Consider the following 23161-nt stretch of genomic DNA (forward strand, 5'->3'; position numbering starts at 1 on the left):
TCTATCGTACTTGTGGCTTATTTGGCGCCTTCGAGCGCTTTCGCTGCCAGTTCTACGAATCCGTTGACGTGGATGGATACACCGGTGATGGCATCGGTTTTGCCGTCTTCACCCGTTACGATGGCCTGCGGGTCTTGCTTTTCGATCAAATACTGCTCGGCTTGATAAGCCTGCTCGTGCCATTCGGATTGAGCCCCGCCGTTCTTCATGCCGTACTCGCCTGATTTGGAACGGGTGACTTTGTCGGTGCCTCCGTCTTTATGAACGCCGTTCCAGCTGACTGCGGCGATTTTACCGTTAATTACGGTAACGTCGACGGTTTCCTTCCAGCCGGATTTGGCATCGAAGTCAGCCGCTTCCGCGTGGTAGCTGCCGTCTTTGTATGGTCCTGCTTCAACAGGTCCCGCGGCCAGCGCTTTGGCTGCCAGTTCCGTAAATCCGTTGACATGGATCGATACCCCGGATACGGCATCCGTGCGGCCTTCGTCGTTCAAGGCGAGCCCTTCAACGGACTGCTGAGCCACCAGGTATTCCTCCATCTTGGCTGCCTGCTCATGCCATTCCGCTTGAGCGCCGCCTTTTTCCTTCATGCCGTAGAAGCCTTTTTCGGAAAATGTCTTTTTGTCCAAGCCGCCGTCCTTATGCAGACCGTTCCAGTTGGCGCTGACGATTTTACCGCCTTCGACTTTAATCGCGACGAGTTCCTTCCAGCCGGAATCCTCGGCAAAATCGCCTTCGGCGTAATATAAGCCGTCCTGCAGGGCCGTTCCTTCTTGTGCCGGTTGCTCCCCGTTTCCGGCATTATCCGTGTTTTGGCTCTCTGCCGGTTTGTCCGTGGTGACAGGCTCTTTGTCTCCGTTGCCTCCGCAGCCTACGAGCAGCGCGAACATCAACATGACGGAGAGGGATAGAGAGAGTGTCCTTTTCATTCTGGTTTCCTCCTATGATCTTGTGAATTACTTCACAAATATTGTTCTTGAGTTCATTGTATTCTGAAAAAGAATAGTTATCGGTGAAAAAAATCACAAACTGACGCGGTGCTTCATGTTCAGGCGAGCATGCTGAATTTCAGGAAGTTGAGCATCCGTCAAATAATGCCTCGAATGTCATCCAGGGATTGAATGCCCTCGTTCTCCATCAGTTGAATCAGTTCTTCAGCCAGGGTATCTCCCGCACGGAGGTTGATGAAGTTGTACGTACCGATTTGTACGGCTGCGGCACCTGCCATGATGAATTCGAGGATATCCTCGGCACTGCAGATGCCGCCGATTCCCACCACCGGGATGGACACCGACCGGGCCACCTGATGGACCATCCGCAGGGCAATCGGCTTAATCGCCGGCCCGGATAATCCGGCGTACGCTCTGTCAAAAACGCTGCGACGTTCCCGAATATCAATCGCCATCGCTTGAATCGTATTGATTAGCGAGAGGCCGTCGGCCCCTTCGGCTTCACACATCCGTGCCATTTCCCTCAAATCCTTCGCCCCGGGAGAGAGCTTGACGAGCAGAGGCAGCTTGGTGGCGTTGCGGACTGCGCGAACCACCTCTCGAGCCTGCTCATTCTCGATGCCGAAGGCAAGCCCGCCTTCCTTGATGTTGGGACAGGAGATGTTAAGCTCGATCATGTCGACGGCCCGTTTGCCGGCTGAGCGCAGCTTGCTGCTGGCTTCGGTAAGCAGCTCGGCGCCCTCCGCATATTCCCGTACAGTGCCGCCGCCGAGATTGACGATGACCGCTGTCCCGTGCGAAGTCATGTCGGATAATTCGTGCTCCAGAAAAGCCCGGATTCCCGGATTCTCCAGGCCGATGCTGTTCATGATGCCCGATGGCGTTTCATAGATCCGCGTACCCGTATTGCCTAGCCGCGGGGTCAGGGTCAATCCCTTGGAGACAATGCCCCCGAGCTTGCGAAGCGGATACAGATCCGCATACGGTTTGCCGAAACCGAACGTGCCCGAGGCTGCTAATATCGGATTCGACAGCGGCACTCCCGCCAGTTCACAATCGATGGAGATCATTCCAGTTCACCTCCTTCGCCAGAAATACGGGGCCGTCGGTGCACGCCTTGCGGTTCGAACCCGCGGCAGTTAACGTGCAGCTGTTGCATGCCCCGATGCCGCAGCCCATTCGCTTCTCGATGGAAACGTGGAGCTTCGCGTTTGTACCTTCGGCTTTTTGCGCCAAGCTGTGCATCATCCCAACCGGGCCGCAGGCAAGTATCGTGTCATAGCGGCTCGGGTCCACTGCATCGACGATGGTGCCGCCGGACTTCACCGTGACATCCCGGCTGATTTCGTGGAATCCGTTGACCCCGAAGGGAACGCCGGCGTATCCCAGATACACGCTGGCTTCGGGAATTTCCTTAGCTGCGAGCAGCAGCGGAGCCACTCCGATACCGCCTCCCACCAATGCCGTCCGTCCTTGGGGTTCAGGAAACCCTTGCCCGAAAGGCCCTTCCAGCTGTATTTTGTCACCCGCTTGAAGCGCCGACAGCAGCCACGTACCGGTTCCCTGCACGCGATATAAGAAGGAAACGGAATCCTCCGTCAGGTTATGAACGCTGATCGGCCGTGACAGCACGGGATAGGCATCCCAGCAGCGAAGCATGAAGAACTGTCCCATTCGTGCCGAATAGCTGCCTTGAACGGTAAGTCGATAGATGCGATGGGCCAGTCTGACATTTTGAATAACAAGGGCCACGTTCTCATTCTCCTCCCTTGGCGTACTTTTTCCGCCCGCTATGTTCCTTGCTACAGTATCACAGACAGATAAGGCTACCTGTGACATTTCTCATATTCGGGCGTTGCCGAGGCTTGATACTTTTTGTATACATAACGCTAGGCGAGAAAAGGGTGGGGATCCTACATGAAAACACTAGTGATCGTTGCACATCCGGGTCTGCATGAGGGATCACGGATCAATCGCGAGCTAACCGAAACGGTGGGACATCATCCTGAGGTGACGGTGCATGACCTGTATCAGCGGTATCCGGATGGCATCATCGACATCGCGGCCGAACAGCAATTGCTGCTTCGGCATGACCGCATCGTGTTTCAATTCCCTTTCTGGTGGTACAGCTCGCCGCCTCTTCTGAAGCATTGGTTCGACGAGGTGCTGACCTTCGGATGGGCTTATGGCCCGGGCGGCGACAAGCTCCGGGGGAAAGAGTGGGGCGTGGCCGTGACGACCGGCGGAGCAGCGGAAGCCTATGGCAACGCAGGATATAACCGATACACGGTGGAAGAGCTCACCCGGCCTTTTGAAGTGACGGCCAGTCTGGTAGGGGCGGTCTACTTGCCGGTATTTACCGTGCATAATGCCATGCAGCTGACAGATGAAGAGCTGCGGCGTCATGCTGAGGATTTTGCGCTGCACGTGACAGGCGCAGTGAGGGCCGGATAAGGGTTACTAATGAAAACGAAAGTTCCTGTCTTCTAAAGTGATAGTTCGATTATCGGTGATGATGGGCAAAACGGCAGGTTGTATGCTCCAAACTATAATTGGTGATTATGGGCGGCGGATGCTCATTAAAAGTGAAGAAAAGAATGGCTGATACATGAGCCTGGCGGCAAAAGCTGCCGGGCTTTTCGGTGTTCTGGCAAATTGACGAATCGCCCGATCATTCGAAAACATGCGTTGCATTGTGGAGTCGCTTATTCTATACTCATATACATAGTTATACGATACATAGATTACCTAGGTATTGGAGTGATAGGGAAATGGGCATTAACAAAGAGCTGCTGAAAGGCAGCACCGTCATTTTATTGCTTACCGTGTTGAACAAGCGGGAAATGTACGGGTACGAGCTGATCAAGGAGATTGAGCAAAGCTCAGATGGGGTGTTCCTGATGAAGGAAGGCACGTTATACCCGATTCTGCACACGCTGGAGGCGGAAGGTTGGCTGGATTCCTCCTGGAGCCAGCATGATGGACGCAAACGGAAATATTACCGGATTACCGAGCGCGGCAGGGAGCAGCTCCATGAGAAGACCAAGGAGTGGGTCAAATTCCGGACGGCGGTGGATACAGTCATCGGGGAGGGAAGCTAGCGTGCGATCGGTTGAAGAATACAAGGTTGTCCAAGACTTCCTGACCCAGGTGTGCAAGCAGGTACGCGCAAGAGCCATGCATCCGGAAATCCGTGAAGAACTGCTCGGCCATATTGAGGAGCGGACGGAGCTTCTGATGCTGGAGGGCAATGCGGAGGAGCCGGCGGTGCAGGAAGCGGTGAAACAGATGGGGGATCCGGGGGATATCGGCAAAAGCCTGCATTTGGCCCATCGGCCTCAGTTGGATTGGAAGCTGCTTATCCTGCTGGCTTTGCTTTCGCTGATTGGGTTGTTCGGGGCACTGAGCGTGGATTATTCCGATACGGAAAAGATCACAGATATGTTCGCGAGAAAAGTTGTGTTCTTCGGTATCGGCTTGATCCTTCTCATCGGTTTCTATTTCTTGGACTACAGAAAGCTGAAGAAGTATTCCGGGGCTTTGTTTTTTATCATGCTATGCCTGATGGCGATGACGGAATTTTTCGGGACGAATATAAATGGAGCCAACCTCTATCTTCACGTCGGGCCTATTGTGATTCCCATGCTTGGAACGGTTTCCGTCTTTATTCTCCTCTTCTCCTTGGCAGGCATGAAGCCTGCGAATCGGTGGGGACCATGGGAGGCTGTATTCCACATCCTGTATCGGGGTGGGCTGCCGATCGCACTGTACAGCATGAGTGGTTCGATGGTGTATATGTTCATTTATTTGCTAGGATTCCTGATACTGACCTGGACGACGAAAAGGAATATTAAACAATTTGCGGTACTAACATTACTGTCGTTTATTGGTGTGGTTTATATTCTGTTTACTAAAAGGATATACCTCATGTGGAGATTGGAGGGGCTCGCAGACCGCGAGGGGGATGGCGGTTATTTCATGCGGGTCATCACGGATGCCGTTTCTTCCGCCGGCTGGTTCGGTCAAGGCTTTGCTGCGCCAAATCCAGGGATCCCGTACGTTTATAGCGACTCCATATACCCCTATCTGATTTATTGCTTCGGTTGGATGTTTGGCATCGTGGTGGGCATGGTCGTTCTTTTGTTCCTCGCCAGAATGTGGAGCATAGCCCATGTACTTCACGATTCCTACGGGAAAAATATCGTGACCGGTGTCATCGTAGTAATGGGACTGCGCCTGCTCATGCCAATCCTGATGGGACTGGGAGTGGTACCCATTGTGAGCCTGGACTTTCCTTTTATCTCGTATGGCGGCGTCAACAACATGCTGGATTTTGCCATAGTCGGCCTGCTCCTCTCCGTTTACAGACGCAAAAACATGATTCCAAGCGAGGTGGGAGAAGCGGCTCCGATAAAGGTAGCTTAGTGGGGGGGCGCTGAAGATCATTCTTCGATTTCGGTTAGCAGGCTAAAATTTATTAAAAGAAAAAGCGAGATCTTGGGCTCTCGCTTTTTTCTCGTTTATAGAGAAGCGTCATCATTCGTTCGGTGGCGTATAAGCTATACCTTCTCCAACGTACCGGCCGCAATCTCTTCAATATAGTGACAGGCCGCCTGATGACCTCTCTGCTCTTCGACTTCCCGAAGCATCGGCGCCTCGGATCGGCAGCGATCCGTGGCATACATGCAGCGGGTATGAAACCGGCAGCCGGAAGGCGGGTTGATCGGGGACGGAACATCCCCTTTGAGAATGATGCGTTCCTTCTTGCGCTCGGGATCCATTGTGGGGATGGCCGATAGCAGAGCGCGGGTGTAGGGATGCTGCGGGCGCCGGAAGAGAGAGTGTTTATCCGCGATTTCCACGATCGTCCCCAGATACATCACGATAATTCGGTCCGAAATATGCCGGACGACCCCAAGATCATGAGAGATGAACAGATAGGTCAGCTTGAATTCGGTTTGCAGCGATTTCATCAGATTGAGTACCTGTGCCTGGATGGACACGTCGAGCGCGGAGACCGCTTCATCACTGATGATCAGCTTGGGGTTCACGGACAAGGCACGGGCGATCCCGATTCGCTGCCTTTGTCCGCCGCTGAATTCATGAGGGTACCGATTGGCTTGATAGGCGGCCAGGCCGACCGTTTCCAAAAGCTCGATGGCACGGGACCGACGATCCTTCTTTGGCACGACATTTTGGATGTCCATCGCTTCTTCGAGTACTTGGAGGGCTGTTTTTCTGGGATTAAGCGAAGCGTAGGGGTCCTGAAAAATCATCTGCAGGTCTTTACGCCTTCGGGTCATCTGCGCTTTGTTCAGGGTGAGCAGATCGGTTCCCTCGAACAGCACCTCACCGGAGGTCGGTTCGTCCAGTCTCAGAATAGCCCTGCCCGTGGTTGATTTACCGCAGCCGGATTCACCCACGATACTGACGGTTTCCCCTTCGTGCACAGAGAACGAAATGTCATCCACGGCTTTGACGACGTTGACGGTACGGCCCAGGATGCCGCCTTTGATCGGAAAATACTGCTTGAGGTTTTTGACGGTTAACAGCTCTTTGCTCATGACAGTACGTTCACCTCGCTTTCCGGTTCCCACTGATCGGTGTATTTCCAGCACCTGACTTGTTGGTTATCATCCAGTACCTGAAGCTCCGGCAGTTTGTCGTAACACAGCTTGGCTGCATGGGGGCAGCGGGGGGCGAAGCGGCAGCCTTCCTGCGGATCATAGGGGCTCGGAACCGAGCCCTTAATCGGCTCCAGCGTTTCCTTATCGATATCATGCCGCGGCAGCGAGTTCATTAGGCCGATGGTGTAGGGGTGTTTCGGATGCTTGAACAGGGTCCGCACATCGGAATATTCCACCACCTTTCCGCAGTACATGACCGCCACGTCATCGCAGGTTTCCGCAACGATGCCCAGATCATGGGTGATAAAAATAATCGACATCTGCAGTTTCCGCTGCAGCTCCTTCATCAGCTCCAAAATTTGAGCCTGAATGGTCACATCGAGCGCCGTGGTCGGCTCGTCTGCAATGAGCAGATCCGGATTGCATGCCAGCGCCATGGCAATCATGACACGTTGACGCATACCCCCGGACAGCTGAAAAGGGTACTGCCGGACTCTTTTTTCCGGGGAGGGGATGCCGACCAGCCTCAACATCTCGACGGCTTTGTCCATGGCTTGTTTTTTACTCAGATTTTCATGGATTTGATAGGCCTCCGCGATCTGGTCGCCGACGGTGAAGACCGGATTGAGCGAAGTCATCGGCTCCTGGAAGATCATCGAGATTTGATTGCCCCGGATTTTCCGCATCTGCCGGTCCGATTGTTTGAGCAGATTCTCGCCGTTATACAGGATTTCGCCTCCGACGATTCGCCCCGGATCAAAGATCAGCCGCAGGATGGACAGGGACAGTATGCTTTTTCCTGAACCGGATTCGCCCACGATCCCGAGCGTCCTCCCCTTGCGTACGGTTAGGTTGATATCATCCACGGCTTTCACTTCGCCCAGTTCGGTAAAAAAAGAGGTTCGCAGGTTCTTGATCGTCAGCAGATTTGATGCGTGCTCTTCCATCTGTCGTAGCTCCTTTCGCTTTCAATTGGTCTGACTATATTTGCGATGATGAGGACTCTGGTTTTGTTATTTTTGATTTTCCGCTTTTGCGTGCATGGACTGAAAATTGGCTCAGTTCGCCGCTTTAGCTTAGTTGAGGACTCTGGTTCCGTTATTTCTTGATTTTTCGCCTATAAGCAGCAGGTTGAGGACACCAGATCCGCTATGCGAGAAATTCCGGGATTAATCGGTGATTTCGGGCGCATTAACGGATCGTGTGTCCGCGTGATTCGAAACAGATGGATTATCGGCAAATAGCGGATCATGTGTCCGGACGGGCTCCCCAAATGGCTCGATTAGCAGATCGTAAGTGCGCACGGGCTACCCAACGGCTCAATTACAGTAATTAGTGGGTTGAATGTCCGCATGGATTCGAAAAATAGTCGGTTATCAGCAAATAGCGGATCGTGTGTCCGAATGCCCCCCAAACGGCAGGATTACAGTGATTAGTGATGACCCGTAGCTTCTGTAATCTCGGGTGTACATGGACTTAAAATGAACTCAGTTGGCCACATTAGCTAGTTGAGGACTCTGGTTCCGCTATTTCATTAAATTCCGCCTTTTAGCAGCAGGCTGAGGACACCAGATCCGCTATTGCGAGATATTTCAGGATTAATCCGTGATTTCGGGTACATTAACGGATCGTGTGTCCGCGTGGATTCGAAAATAGGTGGATTATCGGTAAATAGCGGATCGTGTGTCCGGACGGGCCTCTAAACGGCTCGATTACAGTAATTAGTGGTTTAAATGTCCGCAATGGTCCGTAACAACTTCAGTAAATCTCGGGTGTACATGGACTTAAAATGAACTCAGTTGGCCGCATTAGCGTAGTTGAGACTCTGGTTCCGCTATTACTTGATTTTTGCCTTTTAGCAGCAGGTTGAGGACACCAGATCCGCTAATGCGAGATATTCCGGGATTAATCGGTGATTTTGGGCGCATTAACGGATCGTGTGTCCGCGTGGACTCGAAAATAGGTGGATTATCGGCAAATAGCGGATCGTGTGTCCGGATGGGCTCCCCAAACGGCTCGATTACAGTAATCAGCGGTTTATAATATAAGTCCGCAATGAGCCCCAAACAGCTCGATTTTCGGCAGATAGTGAATCCCGCCGTGTCCGCCTACACTCAACCAGCGATCGACGAAAAATCGCCAATCAATCGAAATCAATGCGCTTGTTGAAGTACCGGTAGGAGATGTCCACGAGCAGATTCACGATTACAAACATGATCGAGAGCACAAGCACGGTTGCCTGTACGACCGGGAAATCCCGTGCCCGGATCGAGTCGATGACGTAACGTCCCATGCCGTTCACGGCAAATACGGACTCGGTCAGCACCGCCCCGCCCAGCAGGCCTCCGAATTCCAGGCCGATGACGGTAATGACGGGAATCATGGCATTTTTCAAGGCATGCCGGTAGATGATGACGCGCTCCCGGACGCCCTTCGCCTGGGCGGTTCGGATGTAGTCCTGGCCGATGACCTCCAGCATGCTGGACCGGGTCATTCGGGCAATAATCGCGGCGCCCCCGGTCCCGAGCGTGATCACGGGCAGGACGGTTTGCGACCACGTGCCCCAGCCGGAGGGACGGAACCAGCCCAGATCCACGGCAAAATATTGGATCAGCATGAGCCCCAGCCAGAAATTCGGCATAGACAGCCCGAACAGGGCGATGAACATGACGCCGATATCGGCGGGGGAGCTTTTTTTGACGGCGGAGATGATGCCGGCCAGAATGCCGAGGAATACGGCCAGGATCGTTGAGTACACGGCAAGCTCAACGGTGATCCAGAACCGGCTTTTGAAAATTTCATCGGCGATGGGGCGACTGCTGCGGATCGAATCTCCCAAATCCCCCTGAAGCAAACCGCTGACGTAGTTCCAATACTGAAGCGGCAGCGGATCGTTCAATCCGAGGTTCTCGCGGATCTTCTCGACCTGCTCCTTGGGCGCCCCTTCCCCGATAATGACCTGCGCCGCATCTCCCGGAATGAGGTGCATCAGCAGGAAGACAACGATGGTCACGCCAATGACGACAGGTATCGTTTGAATCAGCCTTCGAATGGAATAGATGAGCATGGCCCGGCAGCTCCCTTCATTATTTTTTCATTTTCGGGTCAAGGACATCCCGCAAACCGTCACCCAGCAGATTAAATGCGATGACAACGAACACGATCGACAAGCCGGGAAACAGGGCCACATGAGGGTGGTCCATGATATAGTTGCGCCCATCATTCAGCATGGCTCCCCACTCCGGCGTGGGCGGCTGCGCGCCAAGACCGAGGAAGGACAGGCCGCTGGCGGTCAGGATCGCTACCGCAATCCGCAGCGTCGCCTGCACGATGATAGGGGATGTGATATTCGGCAAAATATGCCCGAAGATGATTCGGCCATCGCTGGCGCCCAACGAACGCATAGCATCAATATATTCGAGCTTGCGGACGGCCAGCGTGGAGCCCCGAACGACTCTGGCAAAGGTAGGGATCGAAAAAATACTGACGGCAATGATCACGTTGAACAGGTTTTTTCCAAGGACGCTGACAACCGCCAATGCCAGCAGAATGCCGGGAAACGCCAGCATGACATCGGTCACTCTCATAATGAGCGCATCCCATTTACCTCCGTAATAGCCCGAGATGATTCCGAGCACGACACCAAAGGCTGCACCGATGATCACCGAGATAAAACCGACAGAGAGCGTGAGACGCATGCCATGAATAATCCGCGTGAAAATATCCCGCCCGTTGTGGTCCGTACCAAACCAATGGTCGGCGGACGGCTTCAGCAGTTTCGTAGAATAATCCACTTTGGTCGGATCATACTGGGTGAGCAGGGGGCCGAAAATCGCGATAAGGATCATCAGCAGGAGAAAATAGCCCCCGAATAAGGCCGCTTTGTTCTTCTTCAGACGGTGGTAGAAAGATTTCCATTGTACAAGGCGGGTTCCACTAGGGAGCGATTCTGTTGTTCTGGCATCAGCGGTCATGTTAGGCACGTGAAATCATCCTTTCTCCAAGTATGGATGTCAGCATTGATGTCGTATAAACGTGAGGTAAATCTGGCTTCTTCTGGTATAAATATCAAATAGTAAAATATATGTTAACTGTGTATAAAATATTTTCCTATTTTGATTGAGAAGGGGGAGTTTGTTTCACATGACAGGAAATAGAAGATTCAAATGGCTTGTCTGCATTCTGGTCATGCTGACCGTACTGATGTCGGCGTGCGGCAGTCCAAGCAAGAGCAGTAACCCGGAAACGCCGCCAAGCGGCACCAATACGCCGGCACCTGAACCGGGGGCTAAAGATCCTCCCGAAGCAACAACCGACACCGGTGCGAATGAGCTTGTGATTGCCTGGCTTTCTGATCCGCCATCCATGGACCCTCATATGTCGACGGACCAGCAAACGAGCGTAATGACAACGCATATTTATAACACGTTGGTGATTCATGATAAGGATCTGAATATTCAACCGGGGCTCGCCGAGAGCTGGAAGGCAATCGATGAATTGACCTGGGAGTTCAAGCTGAGACAAGGCGTGAAGTTTACGGACGGCTCTCCATTCAATGCAGAGGTGGTCAAAGCCAACATCGACCGTATGCAGGATCCGGAGGTTGCTTCTCCGCGCGCTTCGCTTGTGGGCATGATTAAAGAGGTTAAAGTCGTTGACGAATATACGGTACAGCTCGTGACCGAGTATGCTTTCTCGCCGCTGCTTGCCCATCTGGCCCACTCTGCGGTCAGCATGGTTAGTGCGGAAGCCATCAAGCTGGATTACGAGAAGCTGAAGGCAGGCGAGAAGGCAGGCGCTTATCTGGCGCAGAACCCTGTTGGCACGGGCGTATTCAAACTAGAGAGCTGGAACCCGGGACAGGAAGTGAAGCTGGTGGCGAACGCTGATTATTGGGGAGATAAAGCGAAGGTTGAACGGGTCACGTTCAAGGTGGTGAGCGAAGAGGGAACGCGGATCGCGGAGCTGGAAACCGGTTATGCGCATATTATCGACCCGGTGTCGCCGAGCAGCATCAGCCGTATCGAGAGCACGGACGGCATGTCCCTGAACCGCCAGGCTTCGCTCAGCTTGTCTTATATCGGATTTAATAACAACAAGGAGCCGTTTAACGATGTGCGGGTGCGGCAAGCCTTGTCGATGGCCATCAATAAGGATGAAATCATCTCGGGCATCTACGAAGGCACGGGCATTCCTGCCGTCGGTCCGCTGGCACCGGACGTGAACGGCTATGATGCTACCGTTAAGCCGATCGAACATAACATCGACAAAGCGAAAGAGCTGTTGAAAGAGGCCGGATACGAGGGTGGCTTCTCAACGACCATCTGGACCAATGACAACCCGGAACGAATTAAGATCGCCGAGTACGTACAATCCAAGTTGAAGGAATTGAACGTCGAAGTCAAAATCGAAGTGGTCGAGTGGGGTGCGTATTTGGCCCAAACCGCAGAAGGCAAGCACGACATGTTTGTTCTCGGCTGGTCCACGGTAACGGCCGATGCCGACTATGGCATGTATGAGTTATTCCATTCCAAGAATGTAGGGGAGCCGGGTAACCGTACCTTCACGAAGGATCCGGAACTGGATAAACTGCTGGATGCCGGGCGTAAAGAGAACGATCCGGAGCAACGCAAGCTCATCTATAAACAGGCGCAGGAGAAGCTGGTTGAGTTAGCGCCGATGCTCTATATCCATCATCAGGAGTATTTAAACGGAGTCAGCAGCAAGGTGGAAGGCTTCTGGCGGCATCCGAACGGCATCATGCAGCTGCACCAAGTGTCCATTCAGCCATAAGGATGTCCTGAAAGCTTTATAGCTTTGAATCGTCATGATATAAAGAGGATTTACAGCAAGAGGCTCCTATCCGGGGGCCTCTTGTTTGATGTTGTTCGGTGTTGGGACAGGAGATAGGGTTAACCAGCCAATGGTTCATGATCACCCTCGTCGGGCATCCGCTAGATCATGCAGCTTGCGAGCGAAGGGAGTTGATGTGCTGTCTCGTTTTTTGATGTCAAAAGCATATTGAAAAAAATAATATATACATTGACGCATATATACGCATTGGTGTATATTATAGCCATGAATACTTCAGCTATGCAATTAACCCTCTTCACGATCTCGGAGCCGAACCGCTTCAACATTGTTGAACTCTTAAAGCAAGGGTCGAGATCGGTCAGCGACATCGTAGAGGCTTTGGGTATCGGCCAGCCTCAAGTATCCCGCCATCTGCGGATACTGAGCGAGGCCGGGCTCGTAAAAGTCCGCAAGAACGCACAGCAGCGCATTTATAGTCTCGAAGCCCAGCCGTTCCAGGAGCTGGACGTCTGGCTCGATTCGTTCAGCAGATTGTGGGAGGAGCGACTCGACAAGTTCGAGGACTATATGAGCGACTTTAACGAAGAGGAGAGTTAAGCCAATTCTTTTACTAGCTCCACAGGAAGATGCGGCTCTGCACGCAGAGCCGATTTCACAGATAGGAGGAATTCACATGGGCAGGAAGACCATCATCACGAAAGACCGGGAGCAGCGGAAGCTGACCGTGGAGCGTGTCGTATCGATACCTCTGAAGCTGTCCTGGCAGGGATGGACGAAGCCGGAACACATCGAACGCTGGTGGGGACCAAAAAACTGGAATGCGACGGTATATGAGATGGATGTCAGACCGGGCGGCGTATGGCGCTACAGACTGGCTCCCGATGCGGCGGGAGAAGGGGAAGAAGCCTTCTGCAAGGCGACTTACTCCGAAGTGGCGGAGTTATCGAAGCTCGTTTATACGGATACATTTACCGATCAGGACTGGAATCCCGTTGCAGGCAGCGACATGTTGACCTCGGTTACATTCGAAACAGTCAAGGATGGGACCCGATTAAGCATCATCACCCATTTTGCGAGCGTAGAGCAGCTGGAGGCTGCTGAAGGCATGGGAATGGTGGAAGGATACGCGGATACGCTGGAACGGTTTGAGAACGAAATAAGTTTGTACATAAAGGACAATAAAAGGAGAGATGATCATGAATTACGTGATGTCTAATGACGGTACCCGTATTTTTTATGAAAAGAAAGGGACTGGTCCGGCTGTCATTCTTGTAGCTGCCGCAGCTTCGGATCACAACGACACAACGCGTCTTGGAGAGTTTCTGTCTGAACATTTCACCGTCTACAATTATGATCGGCGGGGACGGGGCAGCAGTACGGATGCGGTTCCGTATGCCGTTGAACGTGAGATCGAAGATATCGATGCCCTTATTCAGGAGGCGGGCGGCAGCGCGTATGTATTCGGAAGTTCCTCGGGTGCTGTTCTGGCTCTGGATGCAGCGAGCAGACTTGGCGGCAGTAAAGTTAGTAAACTGTTTCTATACGAGCCGCCGTTTATCATTGACGACAGCCGTGCACCCGTACCTGCGGAATACGTACAGCAATTGAATGCGCTGATGGCAGGGAATCGGCGCAGCGAAGCCGTAGAATATTTCATGACAGCCGCGCTGGGGATCCCAACGGAATATGTAGAATTCATGAAGGCAGATCCTTCTTGGCAGGTCATGGAGGGCATGGCGCATACATTGGCCTATGACGGCATGATTATGGGGAGCACGCAATCCGGTCAACCGCTGCCGACGGATCGCTGGGATGTCGATGTCCCGGTCATGGTGATGACGGGCGAGAACAGCGGGTCCATGTTCCATGGGGCCGCTAGCGCATTGGTCGACTTGCTCCCTCAGTGCGAGCACCGGATGCTGCCTGGTCAGGACCATTCTGCCGTCGTGATGGCGCCGGAAGTGCTGGCTCCCGAGGTGTCGGATTTTCTGTTGCCTTCGGCAAATCGAATTCCGGGATAAGCGTGCTTGGCTCATCAAGAAACCGTGACCCTTAGGGCCACGGTTTCTTTGTTTCCTGTTCCGGTGGAAGTATTTATTCGGTCTTCTCAAACGGCTTAATAAAATGATTAAAGGCGCTGGTGCGAAACAGGTCGCGCCGGAATACAAAATGGACCTTGGAGCTGCGGTAACGCTTGGGAATTTGGAAGGCCTGCAATTTCCCGGCATCCACCCAGTCCTGGACGGAAGAACGCGTTAACAGCGAGATACCCAGCCCGGCGGCCACACCGCCCATGATGGCTTCCAGCGTGCCAAACTCCATAATGTTCATGGGCCCCACATTCTCCTCATGGAGCCATTGCTCCAACCGTTTACGGTGGTAGCAGCCCCTGCCAAAGAACAGCAGCGGTTTGGTGAGCAAATCGCGAAGCGCAGCCTCCGTGGGTTCCGAGATGAGGACAAGCTCCTCGTCAAAGGCCCGGATTTCGTTAAAGTCCGGGTAATCCAGAGGTCCGCTGATAAACGCCCCGTCCAGTTCATATTCGTTCAGGGCTCGAATCAAGTCGGCCCTATGGCCTGTAATCAATGACAGTTTCACATTAGGGTAGCGTTTATGATAATCCAGCATGATACCGGGAAGATGTACCGCGGCTGTGGTTTCCGATGAGCCGATTCGCAGCGGTCCCGACGGTTCTTCCGAGAATTGCGTCGATTTCACGGCTTCGTCAAGCAAACGCGTAATCTGATCGGCATACTTGAGCAGATTACAGCCGGCCGTGGTTAAGGCAACGCCGCGGCTGAGCCGATAGAACAGGGGCGTGTTCAGCTCGGATTCAAGCTGCCGGATTCTAGCGGTCACGTTCGATTGCACGTAACCCAGGCTTGCGGCAGCCTTGGTAATGTTTCCTTCACGGGCAACAGCCTGGAATATCTTCAGATCTCCACTCTCCACCTTAGCAGCCTCCTTATATCCATCATTCACAGTGATGGTTCGAATCTTATTTAATTATTTTACATGATACGAAGGTCGGAATAAACTGTGGATACACCTAGTTAAGGAGAGGGGAAATCATTGGCATGAGCAAACCGCGTATGCTGTTTCTGACGATATTTACGATGCTGGTCGCGGGACTTAACTTCCCGATCGGCAAAATGGCGCTGTCCTTCGGTTCCCCATTCGTGCTGCTGGCGATCCGGTTCGTGGGAGCGGGGCTTCTGATGCTGCCCTTCATTGCAAGGCGGCCCCATCCCAGGAGCGGCGCTGCCTGGCTGAAGCTGGCAACGATCGGTCTGTTTCAATCGGCACTCGTGATGAGTGGCATCTACCTGAGCATGCAGACCATTTCCTCCGGCAGCTCCTCGGTTTTATCTTCCAGCAACCCGATCTGGTTCATCGTGTTCAGCTTCCTGATCTTCGGTATGAGGTACCGTCTTCTTCAGTGGGCGGGCGTGATCATCGGTTTTATCGGCGTGTTCATTACGCAAGGCTTGCAGATGCAGATGCAGAGCGGATTCTGGTTTGCGTTGGGCGCGGGGATGGCTTGGGGAATGGCGACGCTGCTAAGTTCCCGTTGGGGCAAGGAGTTTGACGCTTGGGTCATGGCTGCCTATCAGATGCTGATCGGAGGCATCCTCCTGCTCATCGCAAGCCCGCTGCTGGAGCAGCCGCATTTTGTATGGGATTCATCTCAGATCTTGAAGGAGCTCTTTGTTCTAGGCTGGATGATTCTGATGAGTTCGATTGCCCAATTCGTCACTTGGTATTATGTGCTGCGCAACAGCGATCCCAATAAAGCTAACGTGTATCTATTCCTCATTCCCGTGTTCGGCGTATTATCCGGATGGCTTATACTAGGCGAGCAGCTGCATTGGTACACCTTGGCCGGAACAGTCTGTATTGGGCTTGGCATTTATCTGGTGAACCGGCCTGGACGAGTGGACGTAACAAAAGATCCATTCATGATCAAGGAGCGGTGCGGTACCGCATAAAGGCAAGAAACCTAATATATTCGAATTTAGCAGGTCGCGACGATGCCATTCGTGCGGCCTGCTTTTTGCCATGACAAGCAAAGGTTTTCTGGCCTGAGCAGGTATCACGATAAGTTATGACAAGGGGGAAATCCAAGAAAAATCTTGTCCCAGCAAAATAAGTAAATTTTATTAAAAATAAATCCATGTTATATTAAATTTACTAACGCCTTTGGAGAGGGGATAGGATTCATGAGTGGTTTGAAGGAAATTGCAAAGCTCGCGGAGGTCTCGGTGTCTACGGTGTCCAACGTGCTGAACGGGCGCAAGAACGTGGGGCGGGAGACGAGGGAGCGGGTGCTGAGGTTATGCTCGGAGCACGGCTATTTTCCGCATAAGTCAACCAAATCCGATAAAAGCAACACGATTATATTCGTCTTCAGCGACTTTGATCGCGATTATTATTTAAAAATCATCAAGGGGATCAGCCATTGCCTCACGGAGAATGGATACGACCTCATCATCTGCACGAATAAATCCAGCACCAATTTTATGCGCAGCAAGTTTGCAAGCGGTACCATAAGCCTCGACCGGAACATGACGGACGAATATTTAGTCTCGGTAGCCACGCCGCAGTTCCCCGTCGTTCTCATGGACCGGATTATCGATAACGAGTATGCCAATACCAAAAGCGTGATCGTGGACAATTACCCCGTGATGTGCGAAATGGTTCAGGCGCTGGTGGATAAACAGTTCAGAACCTTTGGATACATTGGCGGACTGGAGTTTACCCTGGATCATAAGGAACGCTTCGCCGGATTTATGGATACGCTTTCGAAGAATGGCATCGCGTTTGACAGGCGGAATTACTTCCATGGCGATTACAGCGAGGAAAGCGGATATCAGGCGGCCAAGATCCTGATCCTTAGCAACGCATTGCCGGAAGTGCTGGTCTGCGCTAACGACAATATGGCTCTGGGCGCGATCAAAGCTTTGGAAGAGAACGGCATACGGGTGCCGGAGGACATATCGATCACCGGCTTCGATAATTCGGACGCGGCGGCGATGGCCGGCTTGACGACCATTGCGATCCCGCGTTATGAAAGCGGTTATTTGGCGGCGAAGGAGCTGCTCGAGATGATCAAGGGCACGACGGGCAGGGAGCCCTTTAAACTGAATGCCACGATCCAGTGGAGAAAAACGGTGAGATAAACTTTATTTTTACAGCTAGTAAAATATCATAGATTTTACTAGTTTTTTTACTTAGTATTTTTATGAAAACGTGTACATTTTTTATTGACATTCTAGGTAAACCGCCCTATGATGGGTTTGTAAACGTTTTACTTTATAGAGTCCTTGAGGGGGAGGCGTGTCACTTGAAAAAAGTAAAAAAGGTATTGAGCATACTTACGGCAACGGCTTTGGTTGCGACACTCGCGGCCTGCGGCGGTACATCTGACAAAGATTCTGGAGCAGCAGCCGGAGGAGATGGGGGAGATAAGCTGAAGAAGATAACCCTCTTCCAATCGAAAGTCGAAATTACGGAACCTCTTGAAGCCTTGGTTAAAACCTATAAAGAAGAAACCGGCAACGAGGTTGAGGTATGGGGTGCCGCGGGCGACGCTTATTCGCAGCAGCTGGTGGCGAAGCTCAGCAGCAACCAGGGCCCAACGATATTCAGCGTGGCTCCTGGACCCGAGTCCGAGAAGCTGAAATCCTATTTTTCCGATTTGAGCGGCGAGGAGTACGTTAAGAACATTGCGCCGGACATGGAATTGAAGGTCGAAGATAAGACCGTCGGCGTTCCGTACGGCGTAGAAGGCTTCGGTCTCGTATATAACAAGGATCTGGTGGATCCGGCCAACATGAAGGACCTGGACTCCTTCACCAAGACGCTGGAGCAGCTGAAGGCTGACGGCAAGAACGGTTTGAGTCTGTCCCAGGAGGCTTACTTCCTGATCGGACACATCATCAACACGCCGTTTGCGCTTCAATCCGATCCGCTGGCCTTCATCGACCAGCTGAACAAGGGCGAAGTGAAGATGGCCGACACGAAGGAGTTCCAGGAATGGGCGAAATTCATGGATGTCATCAAGGCCAACACCAAGAATCCGCTGGAAGTGAAATACGATAGCCAGATGGGCGACTTTGCAACGGAAAAAACGGCCATGGTGCATCAGGGCAACTGGAGTTATTCCATGCTTGCGGACTTCGGCGATTTCGGCTCCAAAGTCGGCATGATGCCGTTCCCGCTTGCCGGCAACGATAAGATCGCCGTAGGCGTAGCCAGCTACTGGGTCGTCAACAATCAGGCGGACGCTGAGGAAGTCAAAGCCGCAAACGCTTTCCTGAACTGGCTCTTCACGAGCGAGACGGGCAAGAAGGCCATCGTGGACGATTTCAAATTCATCCCGGCTTTAACGAACATTGAAGCAGGCGATCTGGACCCGTTGTCTCAAGCGGTGCACGAAGCAACCACGAAGGGCGAGACGATCACTTGGGCGCTGAACTACTTCCCATCGGGTATCATCACCAATGATTTGGCTCCGGCTACGCAGGAGTACTTCATGAATCCGGGCATGACAGGCGAGCAGTTCCTGCAGAAACTCGATGAAGTATGGGCGAAAGCATCGAAGTAATCTAATTGAAGCCGAAAGGCAATCATCTGATATCACAATTCCATGAAAACGAAAGCCTAGCCTCAGACGTTCTGATGATGAGCGTTAGGCTTTTGTTTTTTCTAACACGACTTCAAGGTTTGATGCCGCCTTGCGGGAATCATCCGGAACGGAAAGAAGGTATGGATTATGAGCAAAAGAAAGGATAAAGCCTGGTTTGCCCTGTTTACGGTGCCGCTTCTGTTTATTTTCACGACCGTGGTCATCATCCCGTTCATTATCGGGATCGTGTACTCCTTCGTCAATTGGGACGGCATTCCGGCGAATCCGAAAGTATTCGTAGGGTTCGACAATTACGTTCAGCTGTTCCAGGACGACCGATTCCTGTCATCGGCTTGGCATACGGTTCAATTCACGCTGCTCGCGCTGGTATGCGTCAACGTACTGGGACTGGGCTTTGCGCTGCTGGTGACGACAAAGCTCCGCTCGAGAAATGCGGCGCGGACGATGTTTTTCATGCCGAACCTGATCGGCGGCCTGATTCTGGGTTACATCTGGCAGTTTATTTTTACGGATGCGTTCAGCTTCCTGGGCGAGAAGACCGGATTCGACAGCGTGTTCTTTAACTGGCTGCTGCATCCGCAGTTTGCGCTGTATGCGATCGTTGCGGTTTTCACCTGGCAGCTGGCGGGTTATACGATGATCATCTACATCGCAGGCATCCAGGGGATTCCGGATGAGCTGATGGAAGCGGCGAAGGTCGATGGCGCCAACCTGTGGCAGCGACTGAAGAGCATCGTGTTCCCGCTGTTAATGCCTTCGTTCACGATCTGTCTGTTCCTGACGCTGTCCGGGGCGTTCAAAATCTATGACGTAAACCTGTCGTTGACCAAGGGCGGACCGAGCAATGCGACGGAGATGTTTGCGATGAATATTTTCAACGAAATTTTCGCTTACGGTAATTATGGTTTAGGTCAGGCGAAAGCGATCATCTTCTTCCTGATTGTGGCCGGACTCACGCTGACGCAAGTCATCATCACGAAGAGAAGAGAGGTGCAGATGTAATGAAGAAATCAGGCAAATGGCTGCTCGATATCCTGCTGTTCCTCGCCTCGCTGGTCTTCTTGTCTCCTGTCTTCATCATGCTGATCAACTCCTTTAAGGATCGTGCCGAGCTGTATGAGAATGCGCTTGCGCTGCCTTCTTCCTTCAGCTTTGAGTATTATAAATCCGCGATGGAGAAGATGAATTTCTTCACGGCGCTAGGTAACTCGCTGTATGTCACCGTCATCTCGGTGATCATCGTCATCGTGCTCGCCTCCATGACGGCATGGATGCTGGTACGGACGGACAATAAGCTGAGCAAGGTCATTTTCTTCACGTTTGTGGCGACCATGCTGATTCCGTTCCAGACGCTGATGATGCCGCTGATGCAGGTGATGGACTGGATTCGCACCAATCTGCACATTCCGATGCTCAACACCCATGAGGGCTTGATCTATATGAACGTCGGCTTTACGTCCAGTATGGCGGTCTTCCTGTACCACGGGTTCATCAAATCCGTGCCCGTCGCGCTGGAGGAGGCGGCTACGCTTGACGGCTGCTCCAAGCTGGGCGTGTTCTGGCGGATCGTGTTCCCGCTGCTGAAGAACATCAGCGTGACCATCGCGATCCTGAACGTCATCGCGCTGTGGAACGACTATCTGCTTCCATCGCTGACGCTGTCGGACAAGGGGCTGCGGACAATCCCGCTCTCGACCTTCTATTTCTTCGGAGAATTCACGATCGTGTGGAACCAGGCGATGGCGGGCCTGACGCTGACGATCATCCCGGTTGTCATTTTCTACGTTTTCGCGCAGAAATACATTATCAAAGGGATTGCCGCAGGTGCTGTGAAATGAGGCGGATCATTACGAGAGCCGACGACTATGCTTCAAGCCGTTCCGCCAATGCTGCGATTGCCAGGACCGTTGAGGCCGGATTCATCAAAAATGTGTCCATTATGGCGCCCGGTCCTTATCTTGCCGAGGCCGCGCAGCTGCTGGCGCATCGCAAGGACATCTGCTTCGGCTTCCATATGACGCTGAACGCCGAATGGGATAACGTACGCTGGGGACCTGTTGCCGCGAAGGAACAGGTTCCTTCGCTTGTCGATCGGGCCGGGTACTTCTATCAGGACCCGAGCTTGTTTCAACATCATCCGCCTTCGCTGCAGGAGATCCTTATAGAGTGCGAAGCGCAGCTGGATAAATTGACTGCGGCTGGCTTTAACATTTCTTACGCGGATTCCCATATGCTGCCCGAGCGCTTCATTCCCGGGCTGCAAGAGGAGCTGGACCGCTGGATGGAGGCGAAGGGGCTTATCAACCACCGATATTACTACAACTTTTTCCCTGGCGGCGTTCCGGACGGGGCCGAGTCGTTTGAAAGGGTGCTTGGCGGCCTGACGGACGAACAGTACTTTTTCCTGTCCCATCCGGCGCTGTATTCGGAGGAAATGGTGCAGTGCGGCAATGCTCAAGTGGATGGGGAGGAGCTGGCACGAGGGCGTGATCAGGAGGCCGCCTTCCTTGCTCGGGAGGACTTGAACGAGATTAGCGAACGTTGGGGCTTCCGTACCGTGCGATATGATGAAGCGGCGCCGATATCTGGTGTATAATGGAAGGGTCATGATGAATTTATCTTGTTATACAGGGAGAGGCGGAATAGGATGAACACGAACACGGTTCGATTATTGCCAAGAAGTACCCCCGAAAACCAAGGAATCTCATCTCAGTCCATCAAACGTTTTATCGGCTCGATTCAGGAGAAGGAGCTTGAGCTGCACAGCTTCATGCTGGTTCGGCACGGGCATTCCGTCGCGGAGGGCTGGTGGAAGCCGTACGACGCGGACAAACCGCATATGCTGTTCTCGCTAAGCAAGAGCTTTACCTCTACCGCGATTGGACTCCTGGTCCAGGAGGGCCGGATTACGCTGGAGGATCGGGTGATCGGCTTTTTCCCGGAAAACAAACCGGAGGATCCGTCCCCGAATCTGTCCGCGATGACGATACGCGACTTGCTGATCATGGGCACGGGACATGCCCAGGAGCCTGCCATCCAGTCCGATATTTGGGTGGATGATTTCTTCAAGCAAGCAGTCGAGCATGAACCTGGAACCCACTTTGTATATAACAGCGCAGCGACGTACATGCTCTCGGCCATTCTGCAGAAGGTCACCGGCATTACGCTGCTGGATTATTTGCAGCCCCGTCTGTTCGAACCGCTCGGCATTCAGGGGGCTGCATGGGAAAGCTGCCCGCAGGGAATCAACACCGGCGGCTGGGGTCTTAAGCTGAAGACCGAGGACATCGCCAAGTTTGGCCAGCTCTATCTTCAGAAGGGAGAATGGGATGGTCGGCGCTTGATTCCGGAGGCTTGGATTGAAGAAGCGACCTCCAAGCAGATATCCAACGGACCTGCGGATTCCACTTCGGACTGGACCGAAGGATACGGCTATCAATTCTGGATGTGCCGCAACGGCGCTTATCGAGGCGACGGCGCGTTCGGGCAATTCTGCATCGTGTTCCCGCAGCAGGATGCGGTTCTGGCGATTACTTCCGGCCTTGGAGATATGCAGGCCGTGCTGAATGAGGTATGGGAGCATTTGCTGCCGGCGATGGGAGCAGATCCGCTGCCGGCCGATGCCGATGCGGCAGCCTCCCTTGCCGAAACGCTGCAAGCGCTTAAGCTGGATCCGCCAAGCGAGGAGGCGTTATCTCCGATGGAGAAGGACGTATCCGGGATCGTCTATGATCTCGAAGAGAACGAGGAGAAGCTGCATTCGTTCTCCGTCCGGTTTGAAGAGGATGGCGGGGTGTTGGAGCTTACGGGGGAACATGGCGTCAACTCGATTGCCCTTGGCCGGAGCGAGTGGAAGTCGGGAACCACGAAGCTGATCATGATGACGGATCAAGCGTATGCTGCCTCCATGACCTGGAAGGATGACCGGACGCTGCAGCTGATCGTCAGGCTGACCGAGACGCCGTTCTACCTAACGACGGAATGCACCTTCAGCGAGGAAGGCATTCAGCTGGCCTACTGGATGAACCAATCGTTTGAAGGCAAGGTAGTCCGGGAGATTAAGGGCAAAGCCAGGGCATAATGCCGATAAAACAAGGTACATCAAAAACCTCTCCATGATC

At 52.9% G+C, this 23161-nt stretch carries 22 protein-coding genes; 14 read left to right on the forward strand and 8 right to left on the reverse strand.

Annotated elements, in window-relative coordinates:
• Positions 1-17: 17 nt before the first annotated feature.
• The 3 genes from MHH82_RS02090 to MHH82_RS02100 form a co-directional block, all read right to left on the reverse strand.
• The gene (locus tag MHH82_RS02090; RefSeq protein WP_340962868.1) at positions 18-929 is read right to left on the reverse strand and encodes an FMN-binding protein; all 912 of its coding nucleotides are present in this window, start codon (positions 927-929) and stop codon (positions 18-20) included.
• Between the two features lie 158 nt (positions 930-1087).
• A complete protein-coding gene (locus tag MHH82_RS02095) occupies positions 1088-2020 on the reverse strand; it encodes a dihydroorotate dehydrogenase (protein WP_251500537.1) in 933 nt (310 codons plus the stop codon).
• Positions 2001-2702: a dihydroorotate dehydrogenase electron transfer subunit gene (locus MHH82_RS02100; RefSeq protein WP_012818627.1), complete on the reverse strand. Its 702-nt coding sequence runs from the start codon at positions 2700-2702 to the stop codon at positions 2001-2003. Before MHH82_RS02100 ends, MHH82_RS02095 begins: the two co-directional genes overlap by 20 nt.
• Before the next feature lie 165 nt (positions 2703-2867).
• Here MHH82_RS02100 and MHH82_RS02105 point away from each other — a divergent pair, with 165 nt between their 5' ends.
• The 3 genes from MHH82_RS02105 (at position 2868) to MHH82_RS02115 (ending at position 5375) form a co-directional block, all read left to right on the forward strand.
• Entirely contained in the window at positions 2868-3404 is a 537-nt protein-coding gene (locus MHH82_RS02105; protein ID WP_090910206.1) for an NAD(P)H-dependent oxidoreductase, read from the forward strand.
• Positions 3405-3721: 317 nt separating this feature from the next.
• On the forward strand, positions 3722-4051 hold the full coding sequence (locus MHH82_RS02110; protein ID WP_009595865.1) for a PadR family transcriptional regulator: 330 nt from the start codon (positions 3722-3724) through the stop codon (positions 4049-4051).
• 1 nt (position 4052) lies between these two features.
• Positions 4053-5375, forward strand: coding sequence for an FtsW/RodA/SpoVE family cell cycle protein (locus tag MHH82_RS02115; protein WP_340962872.1), 1323 nt, complete (start codon positions 4053-4055; stop codon positions 5373-5375).
• A 134-nt stretch (positions 5376-5509) separates the two neighbouring features.
• Here MHH82_RS02115 and MHH82_RS02120 read toward each other — a convergent pair whose 3' ends face one another.
• From MHH82_RS02120 to nikC, 4 genes are all read right to left on the reverse strand, one after another.
• Positions 5510-6514, reverse strand: a complete 1005-nt coding sequence (locus MHH82_RS02120) for an ABC transporter ATP-binding protein (protein WP_012818630.1) — start codon at positions 6512-6514, stop codon at positions 5510-5512.
• Positions 6511-7524 carry an ABC transporter ATP-binding protein gene (locus MHH82_RS02125; RefSeq protein WP_340962875.1) on the reverse strand — a complete coding sequence of 338 codons (1014 nt, stop codon included), beginning with the start codon at positions 7522-7524 and terminating at the stop codon, positions 6511-6513. Before MHH82_RS02125 ends, MHH82_RS02120 begins: the two co-directional genes overlap by 4 nt.
• Positions 7525-8720: 1196 nt before the next feature.
• The gene (locus MHH82_RS02130) at positions 8721-9644 is read right to left on the reverse strand and encodes an ABC transporter permease (protein ID WP_340962877.1); all 924 of its coding nucleotides are present in this window, start codon (positions 9642-9644) and stop codon (positions 8721-8723) included.
• Between the two features lie 19 nt (positions 9645-9663).
• Positions 9664-10560 carry a nickel transporter permease gene (gene nikC / locus MHH82_RS02135; RefSeq protein ID WP_445661953.1) on the reverse strand — a complete coding sequence of 299 codons (897 nt, stop codon included), beginning with the start codon at positions 10558-10560 and terminating at the stop codon, positions 9664-9666.
• A 160-nt stretch (positions 10561-10720) separates the two neighbouring features.
• Between nikC and MHH82_RS02140 the strand changes: the two genes are divergently transcribed.
• The 4 genes from MHH82_RS02140 (at position 10721) to MHH82_RS02155 (ending at position 14412) form a co-directional block, all read left to right on the forward strand.
• Positions 10721-12370 carry a glutathione ABC transporter substrate-binding protein gene (locus MHH82_RS02140; RefSeq protein WP_012818634.1) on the forward strand — a complete coding sequence of 550 codons (1650 nt, stop codon included), beginning with the start codon at positions 10721-10723 and terminating at the stop codon, positions 12368-12370.
• 285 nt (positions 12371-12655) lie between these two features.
• Positions 12656-12988, forward strand: a complete 333-nt coding sequence (locus MHH82_RS02145) for an ArsR/SmtB family transcription factor (RefSeq protein ID WP_340962879.1) — start codon at positions 12656-12658, stop codon at positions 12986-12988.
• Positions 12989-13064: 76 nt separating this feature from the next.
• Entirely contained in the window at positions 13065-13607 is a 543-nt protein-coding gene (locus MHH82_RS02150; protein WP_012818636.1) for an SRPBCC family protein, read from the forward strand.
• Complete coding sequence (locus MHH82_RS02155) at positions 13588-14412, forward strand: alpha/beta fold hydrolase (RefSeq protein WP_012818637.1); 825 nt, start codon at positions 13588-13590, stop codon at positions 14410-14412. The genes MHH82_RS02150 and MHH82_RS02155 overlap by 20 nt, the downstream gene beginning before the upstream one ends.
• A 73-nt stretch (positions 14413-14485) precedes the next feature.
• On the opposite strand, the gene MHH82_RS02160 is transcribed toward MHH82_RS02155, so the two are convergent.
• The gene (locus MHH82_RS02160) at positions 14486-15343 is read right to left on the reverse strand and encodes a LysR family transcriptional regulator (RefSeq protein WP_340962883.1); all 858 of its coding nucleotides are present in this window, start codon (positions 15341-15343) and stop codon (positions 14486-14488) included.
• A 125-nt stretch (positions 15344-15468) separates the two neighbouring features.
• Between MHH82_RS02160 and MHH82_RS02165 the strand changes: the two genes are divergently transcribed.
• From MHH82_RS02165 to MHH82_RS02195, 7 genes are all read left to right on the forward strand, one after another.
• Entirely contained in the window at positions 15469-16380 is a 912-nt protein-coding gene (locus MHH82_RS02165) for a DMT family transporter (protein WP_012818639.1), read from the forward strand.
• Positions 16381-16611: 231 nt separating this feature from the next.
• Entirely contained in the window at positions 16612-17571 is a 960-nt protein-coding gene (locus tag MHH82_RS02170) for a LacI family DNA-binding transcriptional regulator (protein ID WP_012818640.1), read from the forward strand.
• Between the two features lie 164 nt (positions 17572-17735).
• Positions 17736-18998, forward strand: coding sequence for an ABC transporter substrate-binding protein (locus MHH82_RS02175; protein ID WP_012818641.1), 1263 nt, complete (start codon positions 17736-17738; stop codon positions 18996-18998).
• A gap of 168 nt (positions 18999-19166) precedes the next feature.
• Positions 19167-20042, forward strand: a complete 876-nt coding sequence (locus MHH82_RS02180) for a carbohydrate ABC transporter permease (protein ID WP_012818642.1) — start codon at positions 19167-19169, stop codon at positions 20040-20042.
• Complete coding sequence (locus tag MHH82_RS02185; RefSeq protein ID WP_009595886.1) at positions 20042-20878, forward strand: carbohydrate ABC transporter permease; 837 nt, start codon at positions 20042-20044, stop codon at positions 20876-20878. The genes MHH82_RS02180 and MHH82_RS02185 overlap by 1 nt, the downstream gene beginning before the upstream one ends.
• A complete protein-coding gene (locus MHH82_RS02190; protein WP_340962887.1) occupies positions 20875-21636 on the forward strand; it encodes a polysaccharide deacetylase family protein in 762 nt (253 codons plus the stop codon). The genes MHH82_RS02185 and MHH82_RS02190 overlap by 4 nt, the downstream gene beginning before the upstream one ends.
• A 51-nt stretch (positions 21637-21687) precedes the next feature.
• Positions 21688-23121 carry a serine hydrolase domain-containing protein gene (locus tag MHH82_RS02195; protein ID WP_340962889.1) on the forward strand — a complete coding sequence of 478 codons (1434 nt, stop codon included), beginning with the start codon at positions 21688-21690 and terminating at the stop codon, positions 23119-23121.
• Positions 23122-23161 lie beyond the last annotated feature (40 nt).

This window comes from Bacillus sp. FSL K6-6540 (assembly GCF_038007545.1).